14 protein-coding genes and 1 pseudogene are annotated in these 18,161 nt (G+C 63.5%); 5 read left to right on the top strand and 10 right to left on the bottom strand.

Annotated elements, in window-relative coordinates:
• Nucleotides 1–313: 313 nt before the first annotated feature.
• The 4 genes from CDA09_RS13810 to istA form a co-directional block, all read right to left on the bottom strand.
• Entirely contained in the window at nt 314–3,688 is a 3,375-nt protein-coding gene (locus CDA09_RS13810; protein WP_121429195.1) for a hypothetical protein, read from the bottom strand.
• A gap of 643 nt (nt 3,689–4,331) precedes the next feature.
• A complete protein-coding gene (locus tag CDA09_RS13805) occupies nt 4,332–4,970 on the bottom strand; it encodes a hypothetical protein (RefSeq protein WP_128106569.1) in 639 nt (212 codons plus the stop codon).
• 276 nt (nt 4,971–5,246) lie between these two features.
• Nucleotides 5,247–6,068, bottom strand: a complete 822-nt coding sequence (gene istB / locus CDA09_RS13800) for an IS21-like element helper ATPase IstB (RefSeq protein ID WP_121426748.1) — start codon at nt 6,066–6,068, stop codon at nt 5,247–5,249.
• Nucleotides 6,061–7,554, bottom strand: a complete 1,494-nt coding sequence (gene istA, locus CDA09_RS13795; protein WP_121429193.1) for an IS21 family transposase — start codon at nt 7,552–7,554, stop codon at nt 6,061–6,063. The genes istB and istA overlap by 8 nt, the downstream gene beginning before the upstream one ends.
• Nucleotides 7,555–7,702: 148 nt before the next feature.
• Here istA and CDA09_RS13790 point away from each other — a divergent pair.
• Nucleotides 7,703–7,987 (top strand): annotated as a pseudogene (locus CDA09_RS13790) (tyrosine-type recombinase/integrase); the annotation flags it as partial.
• Nucleotides 7,988–8,139: 152 nt separating this feature from the next.
• Here the strand turns inward: CDA09_RS13790 and CDA09_RS13785 are convergent.
• The 6 genes from CDA09_RS13785 to CDA09_RS13760 all read right to left on the bottom strand — a co-directional run bounded on the left by CDA09_RS13785 (nt 8,140) and on the right by CDA09_RS13760 (nt 14,450).
• Nucleotides 8,140–9,138 (bottom strand): site-specific integrase, encoded by a 999-nt coding sequence (locus CDA09_RS13785; protein ID WP_121429188.1) that lies wholly within the window; start codon nt 9,136–9,138, stop codon nt 8,140–8,142.
• Complete coding sequence (locus CDA09_RS23370; protein WP_164844417.1) at nt 9,135–9,293, bottom strand: site-specific integrase; 159 nt, start codon at nt 9,291–9,293, stop codon at nt 9,135–9,137. Before CDA09_RS23370 ends, CDA09_RS13785 begins: the two co-directional genes overlap by 4 nt.
• Complete coding sequence (locus CDA09_RS13780; RefSeq protein WP_121429189.1) at nt 9,290–10,231, bottom strand: tyrosine-type recombinase/integrase; 942 nt, start codon at nt 10,229–10,231, stop codon at nt 9,290–9,292. Before CDA09_RS13780 ends, CDA09_RS23370 begins: the two co-directional genes overlap by 4 nt.
• Nucleotides 10,228–11,478 carry a tyrosine-type recombinase/integrase gene (locus CDA09_RS13775; protein ID WP_121429190.1) on the bottom strand — a complete coding sequence of 417 codons (1,251 nt, stop codon included), beginning with the start codon at nt 11,476–11,478 and terminating at the stop codon, nt 10,228–10,230. Before CDA09_RS13775 ends, CDA09_RS13780 begins: the two co-directional genes overlap by 4 nt.
• Before the next feature lie 502 nt (nt 11,479–11,980).
• Complete coding sequence (locus tag CDA09_RS13765) at nt 11,981–12,451, bottom strand: toll/interleukin-1 receptor domain-containing protein (RefSeq protein ID WP_286164139.1); 471 nt, start codon at nt 12,449–12,451, stop codon at nt 11,981–11,983.
• A gap of 832 nt (nt 12,452–13,283) precedes the next feature.
• Complete coding sequence (locus CDA09_RS13760; RefSeq protein ID WP_121429191.1) at nt 13,284–14,450, bottom strand: IS91 family transposase; 1,167 nt, start codon at nt 14,448–14,450, stop codon at nt 13,284–13,286.
• Between the two features lie 247 nt (nt 14,451–14,697).
• Between CDA09_RS13760 and CDA09_RS13755 the strand changes: the two genes are divergently transcribed.
• From CDA09_RS13755 to CDA09_RS23670, 4 genes are read left to right on the top strand one after another with little or no spacing between them, the layout of a single operon-like run.
• Complete coding sequence (locus CDA09_RS13755) at nt 14,698–15,948, top strand: tyrosine-type recombinase/integrase (protein WP_121429190.1); 1,251 nt, start codon at nt 14,698–14,700, stop codon at nt 15,946–15,948.
• Nucleotides 15,945–16,886 carry a tyrosine-type recombinase/integrase gene (locus tag CDA09_RS13750; RefSeq protein WP_121429189.1) on the top strand — a complete coding sequence of 314 codons (942 nt, stop codon included), beginning with the start codon at nt 15,945–15,947 and terminating at the stop codon, nt 16,884–16,886. The genes CDA09_RS13755 and CDA09_RS13750 overlap by 4 nt, the downstream gene beginning before the upstream one ends.
• A complete protein-coding gene (locus tag CDA09_RS23365) occupies nt 16,883–17,041 on the top strand; it encodes a site-specific integrase (protein WP_164844417.1) in 159 nt (52 codons plus the stop codon). The genes CDA09_RS13750 and CDA09_RS23365 overlap by 4 nt, the downstream gene beginning before the upstream one ends.
• Nucleotides 17,038–18,036 carry a site-specific integrase gene (locus CDA09_RS23670; RefSeq protein WP_121429188.1) on the top strand — a complete coding sequence of 333 codons (999 nt, stop codon included), beginning with the start codon at nt 17,038–17,040 and terminating at the stop codon, nt 18,034–18,036. The genes CDA09_RS23365 and CDA09_RS23670 overlap by 4 nt, the downstream gene beginning before the upstream one ends.
• Nucleotides 18,037–18,161 lie beyond the last annotated feature (125 nt).

Here is an 18,161-nt window from a genome sequence, read left to right as displayed (position 1 = left end):
GGCGGCTATGGCAGCCGGGTTAGGTCGGTGAAGTTGGCTGCAGTATCCAAAGGGTAACTCGTGCGACCATTCATCGCTCAGTTGTGATGTTCCCTGCGCAATGACCGTCGTTCGGCCTCAGCTGCCGGCCAGGCCGCACCGAATGAGTGGCGGCAGTGCTGCCGGCAACTGCCGTACGGCCCTCAATGCCGTCGAACGGCAGGTCTCTCGTTCATCGAACTGGTGTCGACCCTGAAGTCACGTTCGCTGTCCTGAACGTTTCGCCCCAAAGTTGCTGGTCGGTAAGCTACCAGCAACGATGCTGCGACGGCGGTCAGGATTGGAAACCGCCGGAGTCCGGCCCTATGCGTCCGTTCTTCCGGGCGCGTCGCGCGGCCATTGCTTTGATCACAGGAGCGTCCACGACGCCCTCAGGAATGAACGGGTCTTCTTCATCGTCCAGAGCGACGATGTCGTGGTCGTTCTCGCCAATTTGCCAGGCGGGGCGGACGTGCAGGTGGCGCTTGAGCAGTCCGAGCTGGAACTCGATCTCCGGGCTGCTTTGCTTGCTGCGGGGCAACTGCGCGGGCATCAGGAAGAAGGCGTCGAACTTGTTGAACACCTTCATGAAATTCGTCAGGTTCTCCGACGTTGCCGGTGTCATCCGATTGATGCGCGAGACCATGCTGACCGTGCTCCCGGATCTAACGTCCGCAGTGATGAGATCGATGTTGGGCCCAACGACCACGGCGTAGTGATGAGGGTTGCTCTTGGAAATGCCTGTGACGATCGTGACGCGCAAAGCATCCTCGGGCTCATCGCGGCCCCACCGGGCAAGCCAGTCCGTGAAGATCTTCTTGCCAGCTTCGAGGTTCTTAAACATCAGCCCCATGAATGGTGGCTGTCGGTCGTCCCACCCGTAGCACGTCCCGCCCCAGCCGGCTTTGTCCCAGACCGGTATGTCGATGGGTGAGAACACCTTGCGTTGGGTGTGCTTGCGCTGAGAGGTGTCCATCAGCTCATCTGGCGGAGGGCCGTCGCCGGGCTTGATCGTACCCTTGAGGTCGTTGCGCTTGGAAACAGTGCGGTTCGGCCGCCAGTGCTGGTCACGCAGGCAGTCGTAGTATTTGTCGTTGTCGCCCATCCAATCGGACAGCCGGACCTTGGCGTCGCTGCCAAAAAGGTTTCGTCCAATGGCGACCACGTTGCCCAGCATTGCGGCTCGAGCCAAACCTCGCTCCTCTCCGGCAACCTTCCTCATCCACGCTTCGGCATCGCGGATGATGAACTGACGCGCTGCAACGGTCAGCGTGGTATCGCACAGGAAATCGGTGAACTGTGTCAGCGCTTCCTTATTCTGGAAGTCAACGCACTCGCCGGTGACAATTTCCGCATGGACACCCGCGACGTTGTCCAGCCAAGCGAATGACGGCCCAGTGGCTTGCTCTTTCACTTTGCGCACGCGGATGACCGTCCTCTCGGCGTGCGGGAGGATATCCTCTTCGTCGCTGGTGGCCATGAAAGCTTCCATGGCACCAAGCAAAGATTCTGCGACGCCGATTGACGCGGCATCGTTCGGGCAATCGACCGCGAACTCGGCCCCCAGGATGATCGAGCGGACCAGCGCGCGCGGCCCTTCGTTTAGCGAGGGCTCGTTCGGAAGATCCTCGCGGGCGGGCTGATCCTGCCAGCGCTCGAAGAGCTCGAGCATTTCCTTCGTGTTCTTGGGCGACTCGGCGAACCCCTCTTCGTTAACACGTTTTTCATGGCCGAGCGCGTACAGGACGGCCAGTCGCGGCATGTCGAGATCGAGCCGGGCAAGGGCGTCAGGCAGTTGCTCGAGCGCCGAGATCCGAGAGAAGGGGACGTTCAGGAAGTGGATGCTGAGCACGGCCTGCAGCAACATCGTCTCTTGGTCCGACTGCGCCTCACTACGCCCGGTCGACGTCAGCAGCCCCTCACAGAATCGGGCCCAGACGATTGCCTGGAGGACCTGGGGAATCCGCCCCAGCTGCATCTCGATCCAGGTTAGACGCCGCAAGCAATGGTGCGCGAGGCCGGGCATCTCCCCTACAGTCTGGAACATGCGGACGGCACGCTCGATCGCCACGATGAGCTTATTGCGCGCGGCCCACAGCAGCCCAACCCTCTCGTACGCGTAGCTACCATCCAGCAGGGTGAGAATCAGTTGGCGTTGATATTCTTCCTTGACGAACAACTCTTCGGCGCGCCCCAGCCACCGGATAGCTTCATAGGGCTTTTCATTCCTCATCTTCTGCCGCCCACGCGACCTGAAGGACTCGCCGGCCTCACCGTCGCTCACGCGCTGTCGCTGCACATCCACGACCAGTTCATACAGGCTGTCGAACTCTGGGGTGTCGAAGAGTTCACTCATCTCGCGAACCATCCCGAACAGCGAGCTAAAGGGGAACTGACCCAACTGTTTTGAAGCCTCGGCGATCTCCTTCAAATCCGCCCAAGCCGTCGAAAGCGCTTGGGAGTCACGGCCGTACATCGCATCGGTCAGGTTGACGAACGTCCTCAACATGCGCGCGAACAAGGCGTTGTTCGGCCGTGCCTCATCCCCCTCCAGCGCCTTCAGCTGGGCGACCAGCGCCTGACACCGATCGGTGGCGCGGCTTCGATCCGCTGGCACCAGGTTTCGACGTTCCAGGGTGATCAGCAGCTGGTTCAAGTTGAGCAGACGCTCCTGGTCATGCGCCTCGGTGGAGCCTGCTGCATGGCACTCGACCTCGTCGTAATGGGCGAGGAACTCGTTGAAATCCTCGAACCACCAGTGGGCCGTCCAGGCGCGCTGATAAGCGACGCGCAGCAGTTGGCTGGGGATTGCCAGCTCGCGCGCGATGCGGTCGGCCATCGCGAAGCGGCCTTCGATCTCGACACGCGGCCTGTCCAGCCCGCGCGCGAGATTGGCCGCGCGGAGGCAGTCTTCGACCAATTGGTACCGCGCGCCCTCGTAGCGCCCCGGGTCGGAGATCTGTGCATCAAGCTCCTCCAGGTCCGCCTTGCGCCTGGTGTCTTCGGGCCCGCGCCGCACGCTGCCCTCGTGTGACGCGTCCTCGATCTGAAGCGCCGAGATGGCAAGCCCCAGGTGGCCGTGCCTGTAGACGCGGTCAGCGAGCCAGTTCCTGTCCATGATGTGGACCGGAATGCCTGCGGTCTTGGTCAGCGCGTCCTCGGTGCTGGCCCGCACCCTGTCGCTGACCAGCTGATTCGTGAAGAAGTAGATCCGCTTGTAGTCGCGCTTCGTCGAGAGCACATTTTCGACGTCCGCCTCAAGCTTGGGTTTCCATTTTTTCTTGGCGCTGAAGGCGAACGCCCAGCGCTCCGATCCGCCCGCCGGTTCCCCGACCCACCAGCGTTCGGAGATTTCTTTGGCGACCGGATAGTTTTCCGAGTCGACCTTGCTGTCGCCGCCGCCTGTGGGGCCGGTTTGGATCCGCAGGTTCGGGCAGATCTCTTTCTCGGCGATCAGCCGGCAGAAGTGCTCAAACTGATACTCCTCCTTGCGTGCGGTCAGCGTGTCAAGGTGGTGATCGAACACTGGACGCGCCAGAACGGGACGCGATTCGACAACCGAGTCCGAGAAGAGATCGGGGTGCCGAGCCCGCATCAGTTCGCGAGGGCTGGGCGCTTGCTCTTGGGTTTCGGGCACGGTTTTATCCGCGCTTACGTCGTGAGACTTCATGTCCTTGCCTGACTCTTCTGTTGCGCGACCTGAAGCTGCACTTCAGGTCATCGTCCTTGGGAAGGCACCTGCATGTTCGCCGGTTCCTCGGCAGTCTACATGCCGAGTCAAGGTCTGGCGATCACAGCTACGCAGCAGTGGATCGTGGCCCCCACTCTCGCCACATTGGGCGAAGTTGGTGAGATGTTCTGCTCCGCGCGACGACGGAGGACTCCGTGAACTACTTCCGGAATGGCGTCTGCGCGCCGCAGGGCCCTTTCGATAGAGGCGTCTAAGGCCGTCGCCGATGAGCGTCAACTTCTGGCCGTGATCACTCTTTCAGCCGTCTCGACGCCGGCCATTCGGCCGAAATCCCCGGGCGTCCAGTTCATGCGGCTTCATGCGGCCGGACCCGACCGGAGGCGTACGCTTGGCGAAATTGCAGGCAGACTTGTTTTGCTCGAGCCGCGTAATCACACGAGACGCGCCGAAGCCACCATTCGCGGCGTCCAGAGAACTCGGACTAGACTTCGAGGCCCGGTTTGAGTGGAGTGTCGTGCGAGTACAGCTTGATGCTTGAGATGGCGATAGCGCCCAAAAACAACAGCATGACCCTCGCCGGCTGCAAGCGCGTCTCCGACGAGGGGGCCCCGCGCGAGTACCACTACTCGCAGTCCCGGCTGCTCAGGGCGGTGGTCGGCGCCGCCGACGGCATCGAGCTCGGTCGCGTGTCGAACCACCAGCGGTAGACACGGTTCCGGTTGTCGCGCCGCCGTACGAACGCCTCTTCGAGGACCGCTTCGGTCTCGAGGACTTTGTCACCGCCGTCGTAGAACTCGTGGTCGAAGAAACGCCCCTGTAGCGCGCCGCAGTGAACGCAGCCATTAGACAGATAGGCCTGCCCCTCCGTCTTGCTGAAGCGGCGCTGCAGCTGGCCGATGCCGACTTCCCGCAGACGCGCGGGCGGCAGTAGCGTGTGAATGAGCCGCTCGCCGTCCGGATAGTGCTCGGCGAACCCATAGAGGTCGGTCGTGAGGTCTGCGCATCCGGGCAGCACGCGGCCGATGTCGAACCGCAGCTCGAGCACGCGTCCCGTCTCGCGCTTGCACCGCCAGCACTGGTCGTAGCCGGCGTACACCTCGAGCGGTACCCGCAGGCCTAGGGCCGGAGCGTACTTGAGTCGGCCCGCGAGCGCACCCTGGACGAACTCCTCGAGCGGGACCTTCTGCTGCCAGTAATGCGGCTCGTCCTTTTCGCGCGCCGACACCCAGTCCCGTGAGTAGCGCGGAGACGGTAGCCACACCGAGAAGCGCTTCGATTCCTCGTCGAGCACCAAGCGGAAAGCCGGGATGTCCTTGGTTACCGAGAAGTCGTGCTGCCGAAAGAACCACAGCCCCCGTACCCGCGACTTCCCGTATTGTCCGCGCGCGTTGAATTTTGACCCCCCGTGTGCACCGAATTCTGACCCCGGGGGTTTAGCCGTTCATCATTGATTGGCTGTATTGAAGTGTAGTCGTATCGACCGAGGGGGAGGAAGCGGCGAAGGCGTAGCCCGCAGCCGCTTCCTCCCCCTCGGGGCTCAGAATGTCGAGTCCGGCCCCACGGTCACATCCAGGGACTCGACGGGCCGCGCCGCCCGGCTCGCCTCGCGCGCCCGGACGCGCGCCTTGGCGGTCTGACTGCTTTGCTGGAAACGGAAGGATTCGTTGCCCGTTTCCACGATGTGGCAGTGGTGCGTGAGACGGTCGAGGAGCGCAGTCGTCATCTTCGCGTCGCCGAACACGGCGGGCCATTCGGCAAAGGTCAGGTTCGTCGTGATGATCACGCTGGTGCGCTCGTAGAGCTTGGAGATCAGGTGGAAGAGCAAGGCGCCGCCGACCTGACTGAAGGGCAAATAGCCGAGTTCGTCGAGGATCACGAGATCGACATGCATCAGCGCGTGCGCGAGCCGCCCCTGTTTGCCGGCGGCCTTTTCCAGTTCCAGACTGTTGGCGAGCTCGACGGTGGAGAAGAAGCGTACCCGCTTGCCGTGCTCGGTGATCGCCTTCACACCCAAGGCGGTCGCGAGATGCGTCTTGCCGGTCCCGGTGCCGCCGATGAACACGACGTTGGCGGCGGCATCGGTGAAGGCGGCGGTGGCGAGTTCATCGATCAGCTTCGCATCGACCTTGGACTTACCGAAGTCGAAGCCGGCCAGATCGCGGTGCGTGGGGAAACGCGCCGCCCCCATCTGATAGCGGATGGAACGCACATGCCGGTCGGTGACCTCGGCCTCGAGCAGACACTCGATGAGCCAGCCGGCACTCTGGATGCCGACCCCGCCTTCCGCGAGCAATTCCTCGTAACGCTGGGCCATGCCGTGCAGACGCAGCGATTTCAGTTCGGCGACGATCTCACGCATGACCGTTCTCCGCGTGCAGACGGTCGTAGCGGCCGGCGTCGGCAAGCGGTGCCTCGGACACCGCGAGTGCCGTGTCGAGGGGTGTCGGTGGGGGCGCCTGACGCAGGCGGGCGAGCACATTCTTGACGTGCTCCGCACTGGGCGTGCCGGATTCGAGGATCAGTTCGACCGCCACCAGCACGCTCTCCAGACCATGGCGGGGGACGTGCGCCAGAATGTCGGCCATCAGCCGATCGCCCCCCGGGCGTTTGACGAGCAGCGCCCGCAGTTGCTGCAGCGGCGCGGGCAAGCCCTCGAAGGGCGCACCGTTACGCAAGGCCCCCGGTTTGCGTTCAAGCAGCGGCAGGTAGTGCTGCCAGTCGTAGATGACCTGGCCGCGCTCGAAGCTGCGCGCATGGGTGGCGACCAGGCCGTCCTCGGCATGGATCTCGATCCGCTCAGGGTACAGCCGCAGGCTCACCTTCTGGTTGGCGAAGGCGCACGGGACCGAGTAGCGATTGCGCTCGTTCGTCACGAGACTGGTACTGGAGACCGGCACGATGGCCTCCACGTAGCCATCGAAGCTCGGCACCATCGGCATCAAGGCATCGCGCTCGAGCGTGAGGGCGTCGGCGATGGTGAGGTGCTCGGCGTCCGGGTACGCCAGTTCCGACCACAGCGCCTGGCAGCGCACCTCGAGCCAGGCGTTCAGTTCGGTGAAGCTGCCGAAGCGCCGTTGCAGCGCCTCCTGCCACAGGCGCCGCCGGCTGTCCTGCACGTTCTTCTCGACGATCCCTTTCTCCCAGCCGCTGGCGACGTTGCAGAAATCCGGATCGAACAGGTAGTGCGCCGCCATCGCCGCGAAGCGCGTATTGACGATGCGCCGCTTGCCCACGCCAACCTTATCGACAGCGGTCTTCATATTGTCGTAGATGCCACGCCGGGGAATGCCGCCGAACACCCGGAACGCTCGCGTGTGCGCATCGAACAGCATCTCATGGCTCTGCGTCGGGTAGGCCGCGAGCATGAAGGCGCGGCTCGCACAGAGCTTCGTGTGCGCCAGCAGCACCTTGCGATGGAAGCCGCCGATCACCAGCGATTCCTCGCTCCAGTCAAACTGGAAGGCCTCGCCGAATTCGAATTTGAGCGGGATGAAGCTCGATTTCGCCGGTTTCCCACCGGCCTCGCGCCAGCGTCGCACGTACTCGCTCACCCGCGAGTAGCTGCCCGCAAAGCCCAGATCCTGCAACTGCCGAAACAGCACCAGCGCCGTGCGCCGCTCCCGCTTCGCCCGCCGGGCGTCCGCCTCGAGCCACTGCACGAGGCGCGTCTCGAAGGGCGCCAGTACCATCTCGCGCGCCGTGCGCCGGTACCTCGGTTCGGCCCCTTCGCCAGCCCTCAGCCATTGCCGCACGGTGTTGCGTGCCAGCCCCGTGCGCCGGCAGATCTCCTTGATCGACAGACCGTCGCGAAAGTGCAACCGCCGAATCTTGCCCAGCATGTTCATGGTGATCATCTCCTCGAACCCTGCTCAAACATCGAGCAGGCAGGTTAATCACCAGGGTCAATTTTCAGCGCGCACAACCCGCGAAAGGGGGTCAATTTTCAATGCGTAGCAACACGGATGCGACCTCGTCGCCCTGCGCGTTCGTGACGTGACCCACGGCAACCAAGTGCTGTCCCGCACCGCGGTCGTCCAGAGAAAGACGCAGCGGCCGGTCCAGTTCGAACTGACCGAGCCGACGCGAACGACGGTGGCGACATGGATCGAGAAGGCAAAGCTGAAGCCGGAGGACTTTCTCTTTCCCAGCAGGCTGCACCGTTCGCCGCACGTCTCTACACGCCAGTATGCGAGGATCGTCGAACAATGGGTGACAGCGGCGGGGCTGGATCCATCCGCCTACGGCACGCATTCCATGCGGCGGACGAAGGCGACCCTGATCTACAAGCGGACCAAGAACCTGCGGGCCGTTCAAATCCTACTGGGCCATTCCAAGCTCGACTATCTCCCGCGCCGGACTATGTCCCGCTGCGCCGCCTGCCCCCTGGTGACGAAGGGGTGTGTGACTCCTGCGGGACATAATCGGCACGGCTACAGACTCTTCAGGAAGGCCAACAGGCGATCGTCGGGTCGATACCTGCCGGGTTTGCCCTCGGGAGGTGTGGTCATGTCCAGAACCCGCTGCTTCAACTCAAGGTTGGCATCCAGGTAGATCTGCGTCGTCTCGATCGACTCATGACCGAGCCACAACGCGATCACGCACTGCTCGGCACCTTCGCGGAGGAGGTCCATTGCCGTCGTGTGCCGAAGCACATGAGGACTCACCCGTTTATGCTTCAGCGATGGGCAGGCGTTGGTAGCGACGGCAACGTGTTTGGCCAACAGGTAGTGCACGCCATGGGCGCTCAATTGCCCGCCTCTCGCGTTCGGGAACAACGGCTGAGCGGTTGCCCTGACTGGCTCTCTCACCCAGGCAGCCAGGACGGCTCGGGTGTTCTTGCTCAGCGGCGTACACCGCTCCTTACGCCCCTTGCCGATTACGCGCACGTGCGCGCCGCACCCCAGATGCAGATCCTCCTGCCGAAGGCTGGTTAGCTCCGACAGGCGCAACCCTGTCTGCACCGCCAGCAGAATTAGCGCGTGATCGCGGCGCCCTGACCATGTGCGCTGATCCGGCGCAGCGAGTAACGCATCGACCTCTTGTCGATTCAGGAACGGGACCAAGGCACGCGTGAAACGCTTGGCTGGAATGGCCAGCACGCGCTGGATCTGCGCGGCATGGACGGGTGCCTCGAACGCCGCGTAGCGGAAGAACGAGTGGATTGCCGTCAGGCGTAGGTTGCGTGTTCTGGGGGTCACGGCGCGGACCTTCTCCATCTCGTCGAGGAAGGCAACGACCAGTGGAGCATCTATGTCCTCCATCTCCAGCGTCGAAGGTGCCTTGTGAAGTCGTTTCTGCACGAACTGCAGTAGTAGCCGGAACGTGTCGCGGTAGGAGGCGATCGTGTGGGCACTGGCTTGACGCTGCTGCATTAGCCGCTGTGTGAAGAAGCCTTCCAGCAGCGGGGCAAAGCTCGCCTGGCTCCTCATGATGACTCTCCCCAGCGCCGCTCCAGTCGCGCCATCGCCTGCGCCATCAGCTCGGGGCAGCTACTCAGATACCAGTAAGTGTCTGCCACGCACACGTGCCCGAGGTAGGTCGACAGAACCGGCAGGCGCCGCGCCGGACTCGCCTGGCTCCTCATGATGACTCTCCCCAGCGCCGCTCCAGTCGCGCCATCGCCTGCGCCATCAGCTCGGGGCAGCTACTCAGATACCAGTAAGTGTCTGCCACGCACACGTGCCCGAGGTAGGTCGACAGAACCGGCAGGCGCCGCGCCGGATCCTCTCCAGCCTCGTACCAACGCGTAAGCACCTGGACGGCAAGACGATGGCGGAAGTCATGCAGCCTGGGGCCTTTGCTTGCGCCGGGCGCGCGCAGGCCGGTTTGCCGCGACAGCGCGTAGAAGGCTCGATGAACTCGGCCAAGGTCCAGCCGGGTGCCACGGTTGGAGACAAACACGTAGGCAGAACCGCGCGGTCCCAGGAACTGTTCGCGACGCTCAAGGTAGTCGGCGAGCACCGTGCGTGTGCTCGGATGGATGGGTACCAGCCGAGATCGGCCAAGCTTGGCAGCCCGAATCGTCAGCAAGTCTTGATTGAGATCGACGTCGCCAAGTTTCAGATCGAGTGCCTCGGAGATCCTTAACCCCGTGACGCTGAGCAATCCCAGAAGGCAGTAAAACACCCATGGCCGCAAGGGCGTCGACGGCCATTTCGTCGGCAGCTTCAGTGCCGCATCCAGCAAGCGTTGCACTTCCAACTCGGTGTACAGGTAGGGCCTGGCGCGGGTCGATCGGTGCGGCAACAGCTCCGGCGGAGGAACCTCGGTGAGGGCGTCTGTGATGCTGCAGTAGCGAGCGAAGCCGCGCACGAAGCCTAGACGTCGGGCCCACTCCGCAGGTTGAACGCTCTTGGACTGTTGCGCCCACTCCAGAGCCAGTTGGACGGTGATGTGGTGTGCCTGATGCTCATCCATGAAGGCGACGAACCGTGGCAGCAGAAGGCCGGCGTCGCGCATCTTGAAGCCCAGTCCACGGCGCAGTGCAAGGTAGCCCAGCAAGGTCTCACGAAGCGTGTTCATCGTGCACCTCCTGGCCAGGGCAAGGCCAAGGACCGCAGCGACTTGATGTCCACCGTGGCATAAATGGACGTGCTCTGTGGGCTGCGATGGCGCAAGACCTCGCCGATCTCGGGGAGCGAGGCACCACCTTGCAGCATGCGCACGGCCAAGGCGTGCCGGAACTGGTGCGACCCGCGGTGGGCTGCATTGACCTGGCCGCGCCGGAGCGCGTAGCGCACGATGGAGCCGATCCCATCGGAGCCTTCCAGCAGGCCGCGGATCGGCGCCATAGAGCGCAGGAACAGGTGCCGATCCGTGCTGGTGGGCCGCCCATGTTCGAGATACACAGCGATGGCCTCGCCGACATCGGCCGGCATTGGCAAGAGGCACTCTCGCCCACCCTTGCCCCGCACTCGCAGGTGCCCTGTGTCCCAGTCGCAATCCTCGAGCGTCAGCGCGATGATCTCGTGAGCGCGCAACCCCAAACGGGCCAGGAGCAGCAACACAGCGCGGTCGCGCCGGCCGATTGCAGTGCTGAGGTCGCAGCTGTCGATTGCGCGTTGCGCATGAGCGGGCGATATGGCCTTGGGCAGCCGTGGCGTGGTGGTCCAGGTGGCCACGGATGGCACGGATGCAACGAGTCCGGGGGCCACCTCGCCACGATACTGCGCGTAGCGAAGGAACGAACGCATTCCGTTGACGACACGCTTCAGCGACGGCGGCTGCATGCGTTTGGTTCGGCATTGCACGAACTCGATTACATCGGCGGCGCGCAGCACGCGCAGATCGACCCTGTCGCGTTCGAAGCGCTCAGAGAGGAACTCCCGTGCGACAGTCGTGTAGCACTCGATCGTCGCGGCGGCCAAGCCTTGGTGATTCTGAAGGTGCTGTCCAAAACCGGCAGCAAGTTCGTCCGCCTGTGTGGCGTCGACGCGGGCAACTTCGCATACACCGTGACCGCGCAAGAATCGCAGCAGGTCAGTTACTTCATAGCACTCGCGGCGCCGGGTCTCGGCGCGGATGCGCCGGCGCCAACGTCGCCGGCGGCGCTGGTACTGCTCGATGTGAGTTTCGCAGAGCTCAGCCAACGCCACGCCATGCTTTGCAAGCCAACGGTCGAACGACACTGCGTGCCGCGCCTTGATGTGGACGACGCTCGCTGCGTACTGTTGGTCGATCAACGATGCGACAAACGCGCCAAGATGTCCGGCAAGCGGGCCAGTGGCCCGGCAGACAAGCGCCACAGCGCTCTCATACGACGGTTCCATGACTTTCTCCTTGCTGTAGGCAGTAGTGCCTACAAGGAGTGTCGCTATGTACCGTGTGCTGAGCACCGACCCATGATGTTCCAACCCGTATCACGATCACGGGACATAGTCCGGCGCGGGAGATAGTCCCGCCTATTGCCAGCTGGCAATAGGCTCGAAAGTCGACGGTCCGTTACCTCGGCATTGAGGTCGATGATGCCTTGGAGATCTCTGAGCAGATCGAGATCTGACAGTGGCACGGCCGCCCGACGCGAGCGCATGAAGCGACGAGCGGCCGCTGACGGGCGCACTGCCGGGAGGGTAGGATCGGCCTCAAGCGGACCTTCGCTACCGGCTTGGAACTTCCAGTATGCTTCCTGCTCGTTGTGGCCGACCACTCGCCGGCCTGAAGAATTCTCGTTGCGGGGTGCGCAAACAACAACGCCCCGAGGCCGAAACCAAGGGGCTCAAAGATGGTAGAAGCCAACAGTAATTGGCTCTCGGCCGGTTGGTAGAAAGCCTGCTAGGCCCAGATGGCGACCAGCTCGGCAATCTTAGTTGCGACCACCGCCATTGAGTCTTCGGCAGTGTCCAGGCCAGTTCGGGAAGCAAGCAAGGGGCTGACATTCCGGAGCGCTGGATACGTCGTCTGGTGCACGATGGGCACGAGCCGGTTGCTCGCCAAGAGGGCCGAAAGCTCTTTGTCGGCGACGCCCTCTTGCGGGAGGCGGCGCAACAGGTTCGGGGTGACCAGCACAAGCCCGATGCGCGAATTCGCCAAGCCCTTGTCAATGGCACGCATCATCGGCACGCCAAGGCCAAGGTCCCTCTCGCTGAACCATACCTTGACACCAGCCGACACGAGCAATTCGTACAGCTCCTTGGCTGCCCCCTGCCGATCGTCCCACGCGTGGCACAGGAAGCAATCGCGAAGGTCAGGCTGCTCTACCGCTGTCTTCTCAACGGATTCGCGAATTGGCGTGAGTGACTGCACTTGGGAAGGCGTGTACGAGACGGACGACCCGGCTCGCGACCAGCGCGGCCTTGCTCCGCTACCGGACCTGCTACCGCCGCTGCTGCTGTAGTCACCTCCTCCGCTGCCCGACGTGGAGTAGGGCGAGCTGTAGCTGTAGCCACCGCCGTAGCGGTAGCCGCGGCTGCTGCATGCAGGACAGGCCGCAGCCGCTGCTGCCGACTTGTGTCCACGTACTGGTGCCGTGCATCTTGCCATATACAAGCTGCCATTTTTATTGTGACAGCGCTGATGTTAAACACAAACGCTTAAGCCGTCAGCCTTTCATGCGATAGGCCTTTAGCGTCTGCTCTTGGGAAAAGCGAACGGCCGCGGGGTCGGGTCCGGCTATAAGCGGAAGTGCCAAGCAGTCATTCGCGACGATTTCGGGGTCGATGACCGCTGACCTGCACATTCCGGTCGTAGGCGGCTTCGGTCTCCAATGACCGTTCTGGTTTAGGTTTGTTTGACGTCTGCCCTTCACGTGACGAGGCTGGATGACGCGAGAGCGCCTGCGGGCAGACGTTGAATAAACCTCCAGGGACGAAACCGCGGAATGCTGGTGCGCGGTTCGGGTAGGGCACGGCCTATGGGGATTTGACGCCAGGCGGTGTTCCCAAGATGGCCGATGATTGGCGCATCGAAGCGTCGGCAACGCACAGATCGGCACCGACGGCGCTCATAGGCGGCACGATCACACGTGCCAGAGGCGGCGAATGCTGGCGATACGGCATCGAGCAACAGCCGGCCGCTCCCGGCGCCGGGAAATCGGGCGCCGATGCTGTCGTGTGAGGAAAGAGCTGCAAGCGGTGGATCATGGCGGTGCGCGAATCGGCTGTCGACGCATCATGATCTCGATGACCAGCATGGCGCCGCCGCAGCAGCGACAGACGAAGGTCGGCGGTGGCGTTGCGGCGCTTTCGTTGTCGACCGGTTCGGGTCGAGGCACATCGAGCAAGGCACGTGCCGTGGCGAGATTCTGCTGTCGCCCGGCATTGGCCAGCAGTCCGTAGTGACGGATGCGGTGGAAACCCGTTGGCAACACATGCAGCAGGAAGCGCCGCATGAACTCGTCGGCGGCGAGCGTCATCGTCTTGTGGCGGGAACCCCCCTTGGCTCGGTAGTCTTTCCAGCGGAAGGACACGCCATGCTCATCCATCGCCACCAATCGCCGGTTGGAGATGGCCACCCGGTGGGTGTAGCGGGAGAGGTAGGCCAATACGGCCTCGGGACCGGCGAACGGACGCTTGGCATACACCACCCACTCGCACCGGCGCAGCGGCACCAACCACCGGCCGAATGCGCCGGCATCGGCCAGGGGCGCGTGCTCCCCGAAGAATTGCAGCTGGCCGGCACGATACAGCTTCTCGAGTTCCTCGATGAAGCGCCGACGGAACAAGCGCGACAGCACGCGCACCGGCAGGAAGAACCCGCGCCGGCAAGCGATCCAGCGTTTCCCATCTGCAGAAATTCCGCCGCCGGGGACGATGCCATGCACGTGGGGATGATGCGTCAATGCCGAACCCCAGGTGTGCAGGACCAGAGTGGCGCCGATCTGGGCGCCGAGGTGTTTCGGATCGGCGGCGATGGTCGTCAGCGTTTCCGCCGCCATGTCGAACAGCAGCCGGTAGAGCACCGCCTTGTTGGTGTAGGCGATGGCACTGATCGGTTCGGGCAGCGTGAAGACGACGTGGTAGTACTCGACGGGCAGCAGATCGGCTTGTCGGGCCTCGAGCCAGCGCTGGGCGGCACGCGCCTGGCACTTCGGGCAGTGCCGGTTGCGGCAGGAGTTGTAGCTGATCTCCTCATGCCCGCAGCCATTGCAACGCAATGCGTGTCCGCCCAGCGCCGCGGTGCGGCACTGTTCGATGGCCGACATGACCTTGAGCTGACCGAGGCTCAGGTGGCCTGACTGCTTTGCTCGCCACGCGGGGCCATGGGTGCGGAAGATGTCGGCGACCTCCAGGGCAGGCCGCCCCATGGCGGCGCTACGGGGAGTTCAGCCTCTCCAGCGGGCTGACGACCTCGCGCAGGATGTCGGTGGCGACCTGGGCGTACAGGGCGGTTGTTTCGAGCCTATTGCCAGCTGGCAATAGGCGGGACTATCTCCCGCGCCGGACTATGTCCCGTGATCGTGATACGGGTTGGAACATCATGGGTCGGTGCTCAGCACACGGTACATAGCGACACTCCTTGTAGGCACTACTGCCTACAGCAAGGAGAAAGTCATGGAACCGTCGTATGAGAGCGCTGTGGCGCTTGTCTGCCGGGCCACTGGCCCGCTTGCCGGACATCTTGGCGCGTTTGTCGCATCGTTGATCGACCAACAGTACGCAGCGAGCGTCGTCCACATCAAGGCGCGGCACGCAGTGTCGTTCGACCGTTGGCTTGCAAAGCATGGCGTGGCGTTGGCTGAGCTCTGCGAAACTCACATCGAGCAGTACCAGCGCCGCCGGCGACGTTGGCGCCGGCGCATCCGCGCCGAGACCCGGCGCCGCGAGTGCTATGAAGTAACTGACCTGCTGCGATTCTTGCGCGGTCACGGTGTATGCGAAGTTGCCCGCGTCGACGCCACACAGGCGGACGAACTTGCTGCCGGTTTTGGACAGCACCTTCAGAATCACCAAGGCTTGGCCGCCGCGACGATCGAGTGCTACACGACTGTCGCACGGGAGTTCCTCTCTGAGCGCTTCGAACGCGACAGGGTCGATCTGCGCGTGCTGCGCGCCGCCGATGTAATCGAGTTCGTGCAATGCCGAACCAAACGCATGCAGCCGCCGTCGCTGAAGCGTGTCGTCAACGGAATGCGTTCGTTCCTTCGCTACGCGCAGTATCGTGGCGAGGTGGCCCCCGGACTCGTTGCATCCGTGCCATCCGTGGCCACCTGGACCACCACGCCACGGCTGCCCAAGGCCATATCGCCCGCTCATGCGCAACGCGCAATCGACAGCTGCGACCTCAGCACTGCAATCGGCCGGCGCGACCGCGCTGTGTTGCTGCTCCTGGCCCGTTTGGGGTTGCGCGCTCACGAGATCATCGCGCTGACGCTCGAGGATTGCGACTGGGACACAGGGCACCTGCGAGTGCGGGGCAAGGGTGGGCGAGAGTGCCTCTTGCCAATGCCGGCCGATGTCGGCGAGGCCATCGCTGTGTATCTCGAACATGGGCGGCCCACCAGCACGGATCGGCACCTGTTCCTGCGCTCTATGGCGCCGATCCGCGGCCTGCTGGAAGGCTCCGATGGGATCGGCTCCATCGTGCGCTACGCGCTCCGGCGCGGCCAGGTCAATGCAGCCCACCGCGGGTCGCACCAGTTCCGGCACGCCTTGGCCGTGCGCATGCTGCAAGGTGGTGCCTCGCTCCCCGAGATCGGCGAGGTCTTGCGCCATCGCAGCCCACAGAGCACGTCCATTTATGCCACGGTGGACATCAAGTCGCTGCGGTCCTTGGCCTTGCCCTGGCCAGGAGGTGCACGATGAACACGCTTCGTGAGACCTTGCTGGGCTACCTTGCACTGCGCCGTGGACTGGGCTTCAAGATGCGCGACGCCGGCCTTCTGCTGCCACGGTTCGTCGCCTTCATGGATGAGCATCAGGCACACCACATCACCGTCCAACTGGCTCTGGAGTGGGCGCAACAGTCCAAGAGCGTTCAACCTGCGGAGTGGGCCCGACGTCTAGGCTTCGTGCGCGGCTTCGCTCGCTACTGCAGCATCACAGACGCCCTCACCGAGGTTCCTCCGCCGGAGCTGTTGCCGCACCGATCGACCCGCGCCAGGCCCTACCTGTACACCGAGTTGGAAGTGCAACGCTTGCTGGATGCGGCACTGAAGCTGCCGACGAAATGGCCGTCGACGCCCTTGCGGCCATGGGTGTTTTACTGCCTTCTGGGATTGCTCAGCGTCACGGGGTTAAGGATCTCCGAGGCACTCGATCTGAAACTTGGCGACGTCGATCTCAATCAAGACTTGCTGACGATTCGGGCTGCCAAGCTTGGCCGATCTCGGCTGGTACCCATCCATCCGAGCACACGCACGGTGCTCGCCGACTACCTTGAGCGTCGCGAACAGTTCCTGGGACCGCGCGGTTCTGCCTACGTGTTTGTCTCCAACCGTGGCACCCGGCTGGACCTTGGCCGAGTTCATCGAGCCTTCTACGCGCTGTCGCGGCAAACCGGCCTGCGCGCGCCCGGCGCAAGCAAAGGCCCCAGGCTGCATGACTTCCGCCATCGTCTTGCCGTCCAGGTGCTTACGCGTTGGTACGAGGCTGGAGAGGATCCGGCGCGGCGCCTGCCGGTTCTGTCGACCTACCTCGGGCACGTGTGCGTGGCAGACACTTACTGGTATCTGAGTAGCTGCCCCGAGCTGATGGCGCAGGCGATGGCGCGACTGGAGCGGCGCTGGGGAGAGTCATCATGAGGAGCCAGGCGAGTCCGGCGCGGCGCCTGCCGGTTCTGTCGACCTACCTCGGGCACGTGTGCGTGGCAGACACTTACTGGTATCTGAGTAGCTGCCCCGAGCTGATGGCGCAGGCGATGGCGCGACTGGAGCGGCGCTGGGGAGAGTCATCATGAGGAGCCAGGCGAGCTTTGCCCCGCTGCTGGAAGGCTTCTTCACACAGCGGCTAATGCAGCAGCGTCAAGCCAGTGCCCACACGATCGCCTCCTACCGCGACACGTTCCGGCTACTACTGCAGTTCGTGCAGAAACGACTTCACAAGGCACCTTCGACGCTGGAGATGGAGGACATAGATGCTCCACTGGTCGTTGCCTTCCTCGACGAGATGGAGAAGGTCCGCGCCGTGACCCCCAGAACACGCAACCTACGCCTGACGGCAATCCACTCGTTCTTCCGCTACGCGGCGTTCGAGGCACCCGTCCATGCCGCGCAGATCCAGCGCGTGCTGGCCATTCCAGCCAAGCGTTTCACGCGTGCCTTGGTCCCGTTCCTGAATCGACAAGAGGTCGATGCGTTACTCGCTGCGCCGGATCAGCGCACATGGTCAGGGCGCCGCGATCACGCGCTAATTCTGCTGGCGGTGCAGACAGGGTTGCGCCTGTCGGAGCTAACCAGCCTTCGGCAGGAGGATCTGCATCTGGGGTGCGGCGCGCACGTGCGCGTAATCGGCAAGGGGCGTAAGGAGCGGTGTACGCCGCTGAGCAAGAACACCCGAGCCGTCCTGGCTGCCTGGGTGAGAGAGCCAGTCAGGGCAACCGCTCAGCCGTTGTTCCCGAACGCGAGAGGCGGGCAATTGAGCGCCCATGGCGTGCACTACCTGTTGGCCAAACACGTTGCCGTCGCTACCAACGCCTGCCCATCGCTGAAGCATAAACGGGTGAGTCCTCATGTGCTTCGGCACACGACGGCAATGGACCTCCTCCGCGAAGGTGCCGAGCAGTGCGTGATCGCGTTGTGGCTCGGTCATGAGTCGATCGAGACGACGCAGATCTACCTGGATGCCAACCTTGAGTTGAAGCAGCGGGTTCTGGACATGACCACACCTCCCGAGGGCAAACCCGGCAGGTATCGACCCGACGATCGCCTGTTGGCCTTCCTGAAGAGTCTGTAGCCGTGCCGATTATGTCCCGCAGGAGTCACACACCCCTTCGTCACCAGGGGGCAGGCGGCGCAGCGGGACATAGTCCGGCGCGGGAGATAGTCCAGCTTCTTGTGCCCGAGCAGGACCTGGATCAG

Source organism: Azoarcus sp. DN11 (assembly GCF_003628555.1).
Lineage (GTDB): Bacteria > Pseudomonadota > Gammaproteobacteria > Burkholderiales > Rhodocyclaceae > Aromatoleum.
This window is presented reverse-complemented; position numbering and strand designations above follow the sequence as displayed.

Bases quoted from the DNA above. Each gene is read 5' to 3' on its own strand.
- CDA09_RS13760 (WP_121429191.1), bottom strand. From the start codon at position 14,450: ATGGGGCGGCCTGCCCTGGAGGTCGCCGACATCTTCCGCACCCATGGC.
- CDA09_RS13780 (WP_121429189.1), bottom strand. From the start codon at position 10,231: ATGAACACGCTTCGTGAGACCTTGCTGGGCTACCTTGCACTGCGCCGT.
- CDA09_RS23670 (WP_121429188.1), top strand. From the start codon at position 17,038: ATGAGGAGCCAGGCGAGCTTTGCCCCGCTGCTGGAAGGCTTCTTCACA.
- CDA09_RS13810 (WP_121429195.1), bottom strand. From the start codon at position 3,688: ATGAAGTCTCACGACGTAAGCGCGGATAAAACCGTGCCCGAAACCCAA.
- CDA09_RS13755 (WP_121429190.1), top strand. From the start codon at position 14,698: ATGGAACCGTCGTATGAGAGCGCTGTGGCGCTTGTCTGCCGGGCCACT.
- CDA09_RS13775 (WP_121429190.1), bottom strand. From the start codon at position 11,478: ATGGAACCGTCGTATGAGAGCGCTGTGGCGCTTGTCTGCCGGGCCACT.
- istB (WP_121426748.1), bottom strand. From the start codon at position 6,068: ATGCGTGAGATCGTCGCCGAACTGAAATCGCTGCGTCTGCACGGCATG.
- istA (WP_121429193.1), bottom strand. From the start codon at position 7,554: ATGAACATGCTGGGCAAGATTCGGCGGTTGCACTTTCGCGACGGTCTG.
- CDA09_RS13785 (WP_121429188.1), bottom strand. From the start codon at position 9,138: ATGAGGAGCCAGGCGAGCTTTGCCCCGCTGCTGGAAGGCTTCTTCACA.
- CDA09_RS23365 (WP_164844417.1), top strand. From the start codon at position 16,883: ATGAGGAGCCAGGCGAGTCCGGCGCGGCGCCTGCCGGTTCTGTCGACC.
- CDA09_RS13750 (WP_121429189.1), top strand. From the start codon at position 15,945: ATGAACACGCTTCGTGAGACCTTGCTGGGCTACCTTGCACTGCGCCGT.
- CDA09_RS23370 (WP_164844417.1), bottom strand. From the start codon at position 9,293: ATGAGGAGCCAGGCGAGTCCGGCGCGGCGCCTGCCGGTTCTGTCGACC.